General features: G+C 37.6%; 8 protein-coding genes, 14 tRNA genes and 2 pseudogenes. 22 read left to right on the top strand and 2 right to left on the bottom strand.

The features are described 5' to 3' along the window. Window positions 1-35: 35 nt before the first annotated feature. The 17 genes from ACYVEC_RS21565 (at window position 36) to ACYVEC_RS21485 (ending at window position 4,663) form a co-directional block, all read left to right on the top strand. A tRNA-Ala gene (locus ACYVEC_RS21565) sits at window positions 36-108 on the top strand. Window positions 109-128: 20 nt separating this feature from the next. Further along, window positions 129-205, top strand: a tRNA-Met gene (locus ACYVEC_RS21560). Window positions 206-209: 4 nt separating this feature from the next. After that, window positions 210-286, top strand: a tRNA-Ile gene (locus tag ACYVEC_RS21555). Window positions 287-303: 17 nt separating this feature from the next. Further along, window positions 304-396 (top strand) — tRNA-Ser (locus ACYVEC_RS21550). A 27-nt stretch (window positions 397-423) separates the two neighbouring features. Then, window positions 424-500: transfer RNA gene (locus ACYVEC_RS21545), tRNA-Met, on the top strand. A gap of 3 nt (window positions 501-503) precedes the next feature. After that, window positions 504-579: transfer RNA gene (locus tag ACYVEC_RS21540), tRNA-Asp, on the top strand. 12 nt (window positions 580-591) lie between these two features. Continuing rightward, window positions 592-667: transfer RNA gene (locus ACYVEC_RS21535), tRNA-Phe, on the top strand. A gap of 14 nt (window positions 668-681) precedes the next feature. Then, window positions 682-757 (top strand) — tRNA-Thr (locus ACYVEC_RS21530). A gap of 10 nt (window positions 758-767) precedes the next feature. Further along, window positions 768-843 (top strand) — tRNA-Lys (locus ACYVEC_RS21525). A 13-nt stretch (window positions 844-856) separates the two neighbouring features. Further along, a tRNA-Gly gene (locus tag ACYVEC_RS21520) sits at window positions 857-927 on the top strand. Between the two features lie 10 nt (window positions 928-937). Further along, a tRNA-Ile gene (locus ACYVEC_RS21515) sits at window positions 938-1,014 on the top strand. A 7-nt stretch (window positions 1,015-1,021) separates the two neighbouring features. Then, window positions 1,022-1,096 (top strand) — tRNA-Asn (locus tag ACYVEC_RS21510). A 7-nt stretch (window positions 1,097-1,103) separates the two neighbouring features. After that, a tRNA-Ser gene (locus ACYVEC_RS21505) sits at window positions 1,104-1,194 on the top strand. Window positions 1,195-1,200: 6 nt separating this feature from the next. Continuing rightward, window positions 1,201-1,272 (top strand) — tRNA-Glu (locus tag ACYVEC_RS21500). Between the two features lie 317 nt (window positions 1,273-1,589). Then, entirely contained in the window at window positions 1,590-2,120 is a 531-nt protein-coding gene (locus ACYVEC_RS21495) for a sigma-70 family RNA polymerase sigma factor (RefSeq protein ID WP_063224373.1), read from the top strand. Beyond that, window positions 2,113-3,141, top strand: a complete 1,029-nt coding sequence (locus tag ACYVEC_RS21490) for a DUF4179 domain-containing protein (RefSeq protein ID WP_063224372.1) — start codon at window positions 2,113-2,115, stop codon at window positions 3,139-3,141. Before ACYVEC_RS21495 ends, ACYVEC_RS21490 begins: the two co-directional genes overlap by 8 nt. Window positions 3,142-3,718: 577 nt before the next feature. Then, on the top strand, window positions 3,719-4,663 hold the full coding sequence (locus ACYVEC_RS21485; protein WP_000715344.1) for an L-lactate dehydrogenase: 945 nt from the start codon (window positions 3,719-3,721) through the stop codon (window positions 4,661-4,663). 171 nt (window positions 4,664-4,834) lie between these two features. Here the strand turns inward: ACYVEC_RS21485 and ACYVEC_RS21480 are convergent. Beyond that, a pseudogene (locus ACYVEC_RS21480) lies at window positions 4,835-5,053 on the bottom strand (dockerin type I domain-containing protein); the annotation flags it as partial. A gap of 204 nt (window positions 5,054-5,257) precedes the next feature. On the opposite strand from ACYVEC_RS21480, the gene ACYVEC_RS21475 reads away from it, so the two are divergent. After that, the gene (locus ACYVEC_RS21475; RefSeq protein ID WP_460508241.1) at window positions 5,258-6,388 is read left to right on the top strand and encodes an RNA-guided endonuclease TnpB family protein; all 1,131 of its coding nucleotides are present in this window, start codon (window positions 5,258-5,260) and stop codon (window positions 6,386-6,388) included. Between the two features lie 124 nt (window positions 6,389-6,512). Here the strand turns inward: ACYVEC_RS21475 and ACYVEC_RS21470 are convergent. Beyond that, window positions 6,513-6,917, bottom strand: a pseudogene (locus ACYVEC_RS21470) (TasA family protein); the annotation flags it as partial. Between the two features lie 469 nt (window positions 6,918-7,386). Between ACYVEC_RS21470 and glgB the strand changes: the two are divergent. The 4 genes from glgB (at window position 7,387) to glgA (ending at window position 12,998) form a co-directional block, all read left to right on the top strand. Continuing rightward, window positions 7,387-9,324: a 1,4-alpha-glucan branching protein GlgB gene (gene glgB, locus ACYVEC_RS21465; RefSeq protein ID WP_063224370.1), complete on the top strand. Its 1,938-nt coding sequence runs from the start codon at window positions 7,387-7,389 to the stop codon at window positions 9,322-9,324. Then, on the top strand, window positions 9,272-10,402 hold the full coding sequence (gene glgC, locus ACYVEC_RS21460) for a glucose-1-phosphate adenylyltransferase (protein WP_098555295.1): 1,131 nt from the start codon (window positions 9,272-9,274) through the stop codon (window positions 10,400-10,402). Before glgB ends, glgC begins: the two co-directional genes overlap by 53 nt. An 18-nt stretch (window positions 10,403-10,420) precedes the next feature. Continuing rightward, window positions 10,421-11,455 (top strand): glucose-1-phosphate adenylyltransferase subunit GlgD, encoded by a 1,035-nt coding sequence (glgD, locus tag ACYVEC_RS21455; protein ID WP_063224368.1) that lies wholly within the window; start codon window positions 10,421-10,423, stop codon window positions 11,453-11,455. 112 nt (window positions 11,456-11,567) lie between these two features. Beyond that, window positions 11,568-12,998, top strand: coding sequence for a glycogen synthase GlgA (gene glgA / locus ACYVEC_RS21450; protein ID WP_098555318.1), 1,431 nt, complete (start codon window positions 11,568-11,570; stop codon window positions 12,996-12,998). Window positions 12,999-13,010 lie beyond the last annotated feature (12 nt).

Genomic DNA, 13,010 nt, shown 5'->3' with positions numbered 1-13,010 from the left:
TTCAAATCCTGTCTTCCCGATTTTCCCAAAAACATGGGGCCTTAGCTCAGCTGGGAGAGCGCCTGCCTTGCACGCAGGAGGTCAGCGGTTCGATCCCGCTAGGCTCCACTTATTTTAATATCATTTATGGCGGTGTAGCTCAGCTGGCTAGAGCGTACGGTTCATACCCGTGAGGTCGGGGGTTCGATCCCCTCCGCCGCTACCATAAAGGACCTTTAGCTCAGCTGGTTAGAGCAGACGGCTCATAACCGTCCGGTCGTAGGTTCGAGTCCTACAAGGTCCACCATTAGACGTTTATATCTCGGAGGTATACCCAAGTTCGGCTGAAGGGATCGGTCTTGAAAACCGACAGGCGGCGAGAGTCGCGCGGGGGTTCGAATCCCTCTACCTCCTCCATTTTTTCTAAAGTTAATATTTTATCATCGCGGGGTGGAGCAGCACGGTAGCTCGTCGGGCTCATAACCCGAAGGTCGCAGGTTCAAATCCTGTCCCCGCAACCAAATGGTCCCGTGGTGTAGTGGTTAACATGCCTGCCTGTCACGCAGGAGATCGCCGGTTCGACCCCGGTCGGGACCGCCATTTTTACATAAAGGCTCGGTAGCTCAGTCGGTAGAGCAGAGGACTGAAAATCCTCGTGTCGGCGGTTCGATTCCGTCCCGAGCCACCATTTTGAAATCGCAAGCCGACTTAGCTCAATTGGTAGAGCAACTGACTTGTAATCAGTAGGTTGGGGGTTCAAGTCCTCTAGTCGGCACCACTTTCAAAATGAGCCATTAGCTCAGTTGGTAGAGCATCTGACTTTTAATCAGAGGGTCGAAGGTTCGAGTCCTTCATGGCTCACCATTTACAATTTAATGCGGGTGTAGTTTAGTGGTAAAACAAGAGCCTTCCAAGCTCTGGTCGAGAGTTCGATTCTCTTCACCCGCTTTTCAATTATGGGCCTATAGCTCAGCTGGTTAGAGCGCACGCCTGATAAGCGTGAGGTCGATGGTTCGAGTCCATTTAGGCCCACCATAATTGTTCCGCAGTAGCTCAGTGGTAGAGCTATCGGCTGTTAACCGATCGGTCGTAGGTTCGAGTCCTACCTGCGGAGCCATATTTATAGAGAAGTACCCAAGTGGCTCAAGGGGCTCCCCTGCTAAGGGAGTAGATCGCTAACGCGGTGCGAGGGTTCGAATCCCTTCTTCTCTGCCAGTAACTGGCCCGTTGGTCAAGTGGTTAAGACACCGCCCTTTCACGGCGGTAACACGGGTTCGAATCCCGTACGGGTCATACTAAAAGAGATAGCATAATCTGCTATCTCTTTTTTGTTGTGTAAAAGTGGACTTTGGATAGTCTGCTTTTTTTTATGGATTTCTTGTATACTTTTTTCTATTTGAATCGTCTAACTAATAGAAAGGAGAGAGCGATGGAGTATGAAAAGCTTATTATAGAAACATCTATTTCTATCTGGGTTTCTGGTGTCTTTTTTTTAATGCTGGGTATTAATCATTGCAATAAATCGTAGAAGATTTATGTCTATGCACTTATTTTTGCAACCTTTTTATTCTCTCATTCGACTATATTAGTAAAGGGAGGAAGAAATAAAAATGGACATAGCCTATCTAGTAAAACAAGCAACAAGAGGAAATGATCAAGCATTTGAACAACTCATTACTTTTGTTCGCCCAAAATTATATCGAACAGCCTATTCTTATGTAAGAAATGAACAAGATGCACTGGATATATACCAAGAAACAATTTATGAAGCATATCTTTCACTGAGAAAATTAAAAAAGCCGGAGAAATTTCAAAGTTGGATTATCAAAATTATTGTTTTTAAATCCATTGATTTTGTAAGAAAATCTTCTAGACAATTTGTTGCGAATGATGAAATATTTGCTAATTTATGTACAGAAGAGAGCATGAATACATTAGAACAATCATTGGATTTAACCGAGGCATTTAATTTCTTAGATCCTACTTACAAAACTATTATTTTATTAAGGTATTATCACGATTTATCTATTAAGGAAATTGCTGAGGTTCTTAATTCTCCAGAAGGAACGGTAAAATCTCAATTACATCGAGCAAAGCAAGCCTTACGCCCCATTTTAAAGGAGGGATATAGTTATGAATAAAGATGAATTTAATCACCATATCAATGATATTCCTATACCAGAAGACCGATTAATTCAAAGAGAAAAAACAGCCATGCTTCAAGCTAAGAAAAATCAATACCGTAGAAAAAAAACAATCAAGTATTCTAGTCTTGTTGCTTGTGGAATATGTGTTTCTCTCTTAGGTTTTGGATTCATTTCTCCTACTATGGCAAAGACATTATCGAGTGTTCCAGTTATAGGCCCGATTTATGCACAATTTAATGATATTGCTTCTGATAAAATTGAAAAGGATGAGCTTGCTACATCAATTGAGAGACAAGATAACCATAGTGGTTTAACGATGAATGTGAAAGAAGCTGTTTATGATGGTGGACGTTTAGTAATCACAGTGGAATACAAAGGAGAAAATACTATTTCCAATAGTAATGAAGAGAAAGCTGGACTTAGTTATGTAACCATTAATGGGAAAGAAGTCAGATCCGCAATTGGTTCTACTTCACAGAAGTCAAAAGGACGAAACACCGTTATTGAGCAGCATGAATTCACTCTGGCTAATTACGGTGAATTTGGTGATAAAATTGATGTTTCCGTCCATGGGGAAGATTTATTTGGAAAAACAGGAACATGGAACGTAGCATTTTCTCTTACAAAAGTTGAAGGTGAGATTCGTAAATTTACTCCTAATATAAAAACATTAACGAAAGATAATCTCTATGCATTAACAGTAGATCAAATAACCTTTTCTTCACTTTCAACGAGGATTGATTTGACCTTTGATTATCCAAAAGAAATGGAAGCTAATGATAGCTGGCCAGCACTTGATTATACTGTCACTGATGATAAAGGAAAAATCTACGAAGGAGTTAGCTTGCAAGTTGGTAGCACGGGACTATACGGACACCATGTTGTTTTAGCTCTTCCACCGATGGATAATCCTCCAAAATCCTTAACAATTGAGCCCGCGTATCTTAGTGGTCTAAATGATACATTAAAAAATGGAGGTGCTGAAGATTTGAAAACGACAGTGTTGCTGCAATAATTGAAGAGCTTGGCTAGGTTTCCATGTCTATTTAATGTTAATAAGTGATGGTATGTTAACTTGAAGTGTATGGAAAAAACATTGCTATCCAGCTAAGATAAATTTGTATCCATATAATCAAAAAATGCTATTCTTTTGTAGAAATATACAGAAAGGATGGCGTTTTATATACTGTTAACGTTGTCGGGTTTTGTCGGTAAGTCGATATATTGCAAAAATCGCTGATATAATTTGAGTTACGGTCGATATATTTAAAAAATCGCTGATATATTTGGAGTTACGGTCGATATATTCTAAAAATCGCTGATATAATTTCACTTACCGACAAAAACATAAGAAAAACCCTTTCACAATCTAAAGAAAACGCCTCCATTGAAATGGATTCCACACCTATTCTAATAACTTTACACTTTATGTGAAAAAGTTCACAAATAGGTCATAATTTGTGAAGTAATTCACAATGATACGTGCTACAATATGAGTGTAAAGAAGTTAAACAACATTAAATTAGTATTTTAATTAATTACTTAAACAATCATAAAAAAATAGATGTGAACAATAGAGAGGGGAAATTAACATGAAAAAAGGTATCAATCGTGTAGTATTAGTAGGAACAGGAGCTGTAGGTTGTAGTTACGCTTACTCAATGATCAACCAAGGTGTAGCTGAAGAATTCGTACTTGTAGATGTTAATGAAGCAAAAGCAGAAGGGGAAGCAATGGACTTAAGCCATGCGGTACCATTCTCTCCATCACCAACAAAAGTTTGGAGCGGTAGCTATGCAGATTGTAAAGATGCAGATTTAGTAGTTATCACTGCTGGATTACCACAAAAGCCAGGTGAAACTCGTTTAGACTTAGTTGAGAAAAACACAAAAATCTTTAAACAAATCGTTCGCGGTATTATGGATAGCGGATTCGATGGAATCTTCTTAATCGCAACTAACCCAGTTGACATTTTAACTTACGTAACTTGGAAAGAATCTGGTTTACCAAAAGAGCGCGTAATCGGTTCTGGTACTACTTTAGACTCTGCTCGTTTCCGTTACATGTTAGGTGACTACTTAGATGTAGATCCACGTAACGTTCATGCTTACATCGTTGGTGAACACGGTGACACTGAACTTCCAGTATGGAGCCACGCTACTATCGGTGTACAAAAACTAGAAACAATCTTAGCTAACAACGAACAGTACAAACAAGAAGACTTAGACAAAATCTTCGAAAACGTACGTGATGCAGCTTACCATATCATCGAGCGTAAAGGTGCAACTTACTACGGAATCGGTATGTCACTACTTCGTGTAACTAAAGCTATCTTAAGCAACGAGAACAGTGTATTAACTGTATCTGCATACCTTGAAGGACAATACGGTGAGAAAGATGCTTTCGTAGGTGTTCCAGCTGTTATTAACCGCGAAGGTGTACGTGAAATCGTAGAACTTGAGTTAAATGAAGATGAAAAAGCGAAATTCGCTCATTCTGTAAAAGTATTAAAAGAAACAATGGCACCAGTACTATAATATCTGATAAATCATTCAGGGGCAGGACACTGCTTCCTACCTCTGAATTCATATAATTTAATATAAATTCCTTTTCCGGTTTCCCTTGTATATCCCCAATATACCCCTTTTGCTGGATAAGGGTCGTTTATAGAAAAGAGCACTCTACTTTACGTAGAGTGCTCTTTATTATTATTTTTTAGGCGTTAATCCTAATTTCTTTAAAATATCTGCCAGTGTACCGCTTTTTGATTTTTCAACAGGCGTTTGTGATTTAGATGCATCTAGATCTTTCTTCAAGAAGTTCTTTTCAACGAAGCGAATATCTTTTTCGTCGATAATACCATCTTTGTTAAGGTCACCGTCCTTCACAGATAGTCCTTTTTTACCATAGTTGCTAGCGATAATTTCGGTTTAATTTAGTCCGAAAAATTTAGTTTTCCTATTTATTTTGCCTCTGATTTAATCAGCCTTATAAGAGGGGACTTTTGGTATAACCATGAAATTAAATAATAGTAACTCAGTGTTCATGTTGTGTTATCACCTTTGGTGGCTCGCCGTAGATAAAGTAAAACAGTTTATGGGAAATCAAGGCGAAAAGTGAGATGAATTAATATGACAAAGCATAATAAGGCGTACAAATTTCGTCTGTATCCAACAGAAGAACAAGCAAATCTGATACGTAAAACTTTTGGGTGTGTACGCTTTGTATATAACAAAATGCTAGCTGAACGGAAAAAAGTATACGAAAAATACAAAGAGAACAAGGAAGAACTAAAGAAACAAAAATTCCCTACTCCTGCGAAATACAAGGTGAAGTATAAATGGTTGAAAGAAGTCGATTCATTAGCATTGGCTAACGCTCAATTAAACTTGCAAACTGCGTATAAGAATTTTTTTAGTGGTCAAAGTGATTTTCCTACATTCAAAAGTAAAAAGAGTAGAAAATCCTATACAACAAATCGAGTAAACGGAAATATTATGTTATTTCATGGTTATATCAAACTACCGAAACTGAAATTAGTGCGATTGAAACAACATAGAGAGATACCGCAAAACCATATCATTAAATCATGCACGATTTCGCTGACACCAACTGGTAAGTATTATGTGTCTGTTTTAACTGAATATGAAAAGGAAATTGTTCAGAAAGAAGTAGAAAGTGTAGTTGGATTAGACTTCGCAATGGCCGAATTGTACGTGAGTAGCGAAGATGAGAAAGCCAATTATCCTCGCTTTTATCGTCAGATGCTGAATCGATTAGCAAAGGCACAACGAGTATTAGCAAGACGTGTGAAAGGCTCAGTGCGCTGGAATAAACAACGCATTTGTGTAGCGAAGTTGCATGAAAAGGTCGCCAATCAACGTAAAAATTTCCTTCATCACAAGTCTAAAGAATTAGCTACGAACTTTGATGTTGTAGCAATCGAAGACTTACATATGAAAGGAATGTCACGAGCACTTCGCTTTGGTAAGAGTGTAGCAGATAACGGTTGGAGGATGTTCACGACATTTTTAGCATATAAGCTACAAGAACAAGGAAAACAGCTTGTAAAAGTAGATAGGTGGTTTCCTTCTACAAAGATGTGTAGTAATTGTGGAAACAGAAAAGATATGCTACTATCTGAACGCACGTATGAGTGTTCTTGTGGACTAACAATAAGTCGCGACTATAACGCAGCTATTAATATTAAAAGAGAAGCCATACGCCTATTAGCTAGCGATAGCGTAAATAGCACAAAATAACCTTTGGAACAAGGGTGTTAGCTCGGCTGTCCTAGGACAAATTTGTTAGCTATCAAAAGTAGCGACTAACCGAGAAGCCCCCACTTCAAGTAAGCTCGTAAGATATGCTAAGTGGTGGGTAGTTCACTTCCGATAGTTTTGTTTCCCACAAAATTTCATGATCATCGTTTGGATTAGATGGCTTTCCATCATTCACTAAACATTTGACGATGATGTGATCACCTAAATCTTCACCATCATTATTTTTCTTTACATCTGTAACTTCATAGGATGTTTCAAGTGCTACTTTTGCAATACCTAATGTTCCTTTATTTTCAAGCTTGAAATTTTTTTCAATAAAATCACCAGGCTTTAAATCTTTCACATCAACGATTACACTTGGATTAATAGAAAGGTCTAGTGTTCCTGCTTGAAATGAATTATTCGATGTTTCAGAATCACTGAAATAGGCGAATACACCGCCGAATGTAAGGGATAAGCCAAGTGAAGCTGTGACAACTCCCATTCCAACCTTTTGTTTTAATGACATAAGAAAGCCCCCTAGTTAAATTTTTATGGCGACCGTTCGTAACAAGGATAAATAAGTAAACATAGTAGTCCGCTATGAATTATAGTTACGAAAAGTCAATGTTCTTTATTGAGAACAAGTATATACTTATGAATTTTCCATTTCAATAAAATTGTGACAAAAAATGTTGAGAAACATTTTTTTATGACAGATTATGTTACTGCGAATTTAAGTGAAAAATAGCGTGAAAAACAGGATAAACTTAATAAAATAGAGGTTGAGAAATAAAAAATAGGATGAAAGAGTAGCAGGAAATGAAGCGTTTTCAATGAATATTCGTCAAAATTCGATATTTTATATAAAAATGTGAAAAAAAAACAATATTTTTAAGAAAAAAACGTATATTTTTTATAAATTAACAAGGATATTTCAGTTTTTCGCAGAATTGGTAAAGTATAAAAAATTCTGTCATCTTAGTGAGGTGAACATATTGAGTGTAATAAATTGTGAAGAAGTGAAACGAGATGAGTTTCATACAGAAAAGTACTATGACAGTTATAACATCTTTGGCGCACATGTTGTGACGGAAGATGAGATGCGAGGTGTACGATTTACAGTATGGGCTCCTCATGCGAAAGCAATGAGTGTTGTTGGAGATTTTAATGAATGGGATTATGAGCAACATAAGATGCTACAAATGACAGAAGAGGGCATTTGGTCCCTATTTATACCGCATATTGAAGAAAGAGAAATATATAAATATGCGATTGAAACGATAGCTGGTGATGTCATTTTTAAGGCAGATCCGTATGCTGTATATGCAGAAGTAAGACCGAATACGGCATCTGTAGTTTTTGATATAAAGGGATACGAATGGAATGATAAAAGCTGGAGCCGTAAGAAAAAGAAAAAATCGGTTTATAAAGAAGCGATGACGGTTTATGAATTACATTTCGGTTCTTGGAAAAAGAAAGAAGACGGAACGCTGTATTCTTACAGGGAAATGGCAGAAGAACTCATTCCTTATGTGGTGGAACATCAATTTACACATATTGAAATTATGCCGCTTGTTGAGCATCCATATGATCGTTCTTGGGGATACCAAGGGACGGGATATTATGCAGCAACGAGTAGATTCGGCACGCCACATGATTTGATGCATTTTGTCGATGAATGTCATAAATATGGAATCGGTGTCATTTTAGATTGGGTGCCGGGGCATTTTTGTAAAGATGCTCACGGTTTATATTTGTTTGATGGGACACCGACTTATGAATATAAAGATAAAGATGTGCAAGAAAATCCAGTATGGGGAACTGTTAATTTTGATTTAGGAAAGAGGGAAGTACGTAATTTCTTAATTTCAAATGCGTTATTTTGGATGAGATATTTCCATATTGACGGTTTCAGGGTGGATGCAGTTGCGAATATGTTGTATTGGAATAAAGAAGGGCAAGAGCAAAGTAATGAGCACGCTGTTGCATTTTTACGAGAGTTAAATGAAGCGGTGTTTGCAGAAGATGAAGATTTTCTTATGACAGCAGAAGATTCAACAGCTTGGCCACTTGTAACAGCTCCAACGTATGAAGGTGGGCTTGGATTCAATTACAAATGGAATATGGGCTGGATGAATGATGTGCTGAAGTATATGGAGTGTGCGCCTGAGTACAGGAAGTATATTCATGAGAAAATGACGTTCTCTATACTATATGCTTACTCTGAAAACTTTATATTACCGCTTTCTCACGATGAAGTCGTTCATGGGAAAAAGTCGTTATTAAATAAAATGCCAGGAGATTACTGGGATAAGTTTGCTCAACTTCGTTTGTTATATGGATATTTCTTTACTCACCCAGGAAAGAAATTACTTTTCATGGGAGGAGAATTTGGGCAGTTTGATGAGTGGAAAGACCTTGAGGATTTAGATTGGAATTTACATGATTTTGAAATGCATCGTTATATGCATGATTACTTTAAAGAGCTCATAGCATTGTATAAGCGCTCCAAACCACTTTGGCAGCTTGATCATTCGCCTGAAGGATTTCAGTGGATTGATGCTAATAATAATGAGCAAAGTATTTTCTCGTTTATCCGCCAAGGGGATAAACAAGAAGATGCGTTAGTTGTCGTATGTAATTTTACGAAAGCTACATATGAAAACTATAAAGTAGGTGTACCAGATTTCGAGTATTATAACGAGATTTTAAATAGTGATGCTGAGCAATATGGCGGCTCGGGGCAAGTGAATAAGAAACGTCTGAAGGCGATTCAAGAACCGTATCATAATCAAGCGGCACATGTAGAAATTACAATTCCACCATTTGGCGTATCCATATTACGACCAGTGAAGACGAGAAAGGGGAGCAAAAAACAAGATGGCTCAAAAACAAAAGTGCGTAGCAATGTTACTAGCAGGGGGAAAAGGTAGTCGATTAAGTGCATTAACAAAAAATTTAGCCAAGCCAGCTGTTCCATTTGGTGGTAAATATCGCATTATTGATTTTACGCTAAGTAACTGCGCGAATTCTGGTATTGAAACGGTTGGGATTTTGACGCAATATCAACCATTGGAACTTCATAATTATATCGGAATCGGCAATGCGTGGGATTTAGACCGAGTAAGCGGTGGAGTCACAGTATTACCTCCTTATGCGGAGTCTTCAGGTGTGAAGTGGTACACAGGTACGGCAAGTGCCATTTATCAAAACTTAAACTATTTAAGTCAGTACGAACCAGAGTATGTTCTGATTCTATCAGGCGACCATATTTATAAAATGGATTACAGTAAAATGTTAGATTACCATATTGAGAAAGAAGCGGACGTTTCGATTTCTGTTATTGAAGTGCCTTGGGATGAAGCGAGTCGCTTTGGCATTATGAATACGAACGAAGAGATGGAGATTGTTGAATTTGAAGAGAAACCGCAATTTCCAAGAAGTAATCTTGCATCAATGGGAATTTATATTTTTAACTGGGCCATTTTGAAAGAGTATTTAGAGATGGATGCAAGAAATCCTGAATCTAGTAATGATTTCGGAAAAGATGTACTTCCGCTTTTATTAGATGAAGGGAAGAAGTTAATGGCGTATCCGTTTGAAGGATATTGGAAAGATGTTGGAACGGTGAAGAGCTTATGGGAAGCGAATATGGATTTACTTCGCGATGAAACATCACTGAATTTAAACGACCGTGACTGGCGTATTTATTCTGTTAATCCAAACGAACCGCCTCAATATATTGCTGAAAAGGCAAAAGTAGAAGAGTCACTTATTAACGAAGGATGCGTCATTGAAGGGGACGTGAAGCATTCTGTCTTATTCCAAGGGGTGATGGTGGAAGAAGGTAGTATGGTTATTGATTCTGTCGTTATGCCAGGGGCGAAGATTGGAAAAAATGTTGTGATTGAAAGAGCAATCGTTGGATCGGAAATGGTTATTGAAGATGGAACAATCATTCGTCCAGAAAAGAATGTTGACGATGTAGTACTTATTGCTGAAGGGAAATAGAAAAGGGGGATGAAATGAATGGGAGAAAAAATGTTAGGAATTATTAATGCAACGGGAAGTTTTCCTTCCTTAAAGAAAGTAACAGGGCATCGTTCACTAGCGGCGTTACCGTTTGGGGGCCGTTATCGACTCATTGATTTCATGCTTTCAAATATGGTGAATTCTAATATTCATAGTGTGGCAGTTTTTACAAGCCATAAAAACCGTTCACTAATGGACCACGTTGGTTCAGGCAAACAGTGGGATTTAGATAGAAAACGAGACGGACTGTTTTTATTCCCGCCAAATTGCCAATGTGACCAAGATGAATTTGGATCTTTTGCACATTTTAGAAGACATATTGATTATTTTCTAAGAAGCAGAGAAGAGTACGTCGTTATTACGAATAGCCATCTCGTAACGGCATTAAATTTTCAAGCGGTGTTAGAGCGACATATACATACGGCAGCTGATATTACGGAAGTTTGCCATGAAGGGGTTTCGCTTCAAACATACGTGTTAAAGAAACAATTATTGTTAGACTTATTTGAGGCATATAAAGATATGGAGCAATATAGCTTATTCGATGTAGTGAGAGAAAAGCGCGGGAAATCACTGCATATTGCTACGTATGAGCATACAGGATATGTAGCTATTATTGATTCAATTGAAAGTTACTATAAACATAGCTTGGAAATTTTACAACCTGCTATTTGGAAGCAACTATTTAAGAAAGAAGCACCAATCTTTACGAAAGTAAAAGATGAACCACCAACTCGTTATTTAAAGGGTGCAGCTGTGAAAAATACAATGATTGCAAACGGCAGTATTATTGAAGGTGAAGTAGAAAATAGTGTTGTCTCCCGTTCTGTTAAAATTGGGAAAGGTTCAATTGTTCGTAATAGCATTATTATGCAAAAGAGCCAAATTGGAGATAACTGTATAATAGACGGTGTTATTATTGATAAAGATGTGAAAATTGGTGACGGTGTTGTCTTAAAAGGAAACGCCGATGAGCCATACGTTGTAGAAAAAGGAAGCGTTCAAAACAGTACGATTAATAGTTATTCTTAAGAAATCAGTGGGGGTTTTTCCTCCACTGATTAAAGTTTTAATTCAAATGAAAACTCGAAGGGAGGAAGCTGCAAGGGAAGTAGTATAAGCTTTTCGTGCAGTGGGACAACAAGTGAATATTTTATTTGCAGTATCAGAATGTGTACCATTTGTTAAATCGGGAGGATTAGCTGATGTAGCAGGTGCGCTCCCAAAAGAGCTGAAAAAATTAGGTGTGGAAGTTCGCATTATACTCCCGAATTATAGTCTTATTCCGAAACAATTAAGGGATGGATGTACGCTACATAAAGTAATTAACATCCCGCTTGGGTGGAGAAATCAATATTGCGGAATTTTAAAAGGTGAGCAAGACGGGATTACGTATTACTTAATAGATAATGAATATTATTTTAAGAGGGATTCTTTATATGGTCATTATGATGATGGAGAGCGTTTTTCTTATTTTTCAAAAGCAGTTTTAGAGTGTATTCCGCATCTTGATTTTGAAGTGGATGTGCTTCATAGCCACGATTGGCATACAGCTATGGTGAATTTCTTACTGCGTGAAAAGTATCAAGATAACCCATTATATGAGCATATTAAAACGGTGTATACGATTCATAACTTGCAGTTTCAAGGTGTATTTCCTCCTGAAGTGATGTACGACTTGCTAGAACTTGGTGATGAATATTTTCATAGTGAGCAGTTAGAATTTTATGGGAATGTGAACTTTATGAAGGGTGGCGTTATCGCTTCTGATCAAATTACAGCGGTTAGCCCGACATACAAAGAAGAAATTCAATATGAGTTTTTCGGTGAGAAGTTAGACGGGTTGTTACGAAAATATAATGATAAGCTTAGCGGTATTGTAAACGGAATTGATACGAGCGTATATAATCCAGAAACGGATTCGTATATTCCTGCTCAGTATGATGCGGAGTCATTATATGAAAAGAATGAAAATAAACGCGCATTGCAGCGTTATTTTGGTTTGCCAGAAAAAGAAGATACACCGATTATTTCAATGGTAACGAGATTAACGAAGCAAAAAGGTCTTGATTTAGTACGTACTGTATTCCGCGAAATAATGGAGGAAGATGTACAATGTATTATTTTAGGATCAGGTGATTCTGAATATGAACAATTCTTCGAGTGGATGGCATATGAGTATCCTGAGAAGGTAAAAGTGTATATCGGATTTAATGAAGAGTTAGCTCACCAAGTGTATGCGGGAAGTGATTTATTCTTAATGCCATCACTGTTTGAACCGTGTGGTCTTGGACAACTTATCGCATTAGCGTACGGTACAATTCCAATTGTAAGAGAAACAGGCGGATTAAATGATACTGTACAATCTTATGATGAAGAAACTGGAGAAGGAAATGGTTTCAGTTTCACGAACTTTAATGCACATGACATGTTGCATACGGTTCGCCGGGCGATTGAATTTTATCATGATAAACCGGTATGGGAGCAGCTTGTAAAGCAAGCGATGACGGAAGATTATAGCTGGGAGAAATCAGCTCTTGCTTATAAGAAATTGTATAAAAGTCTCATGGAATAACGTGTAGGTGGT

It is taken from the genome of Bacillus sp. MN7755 (assembly GCF_054771475.1).
This window is presented reverse-complemented; position numbering and strand designations above follow the sequence as displayed.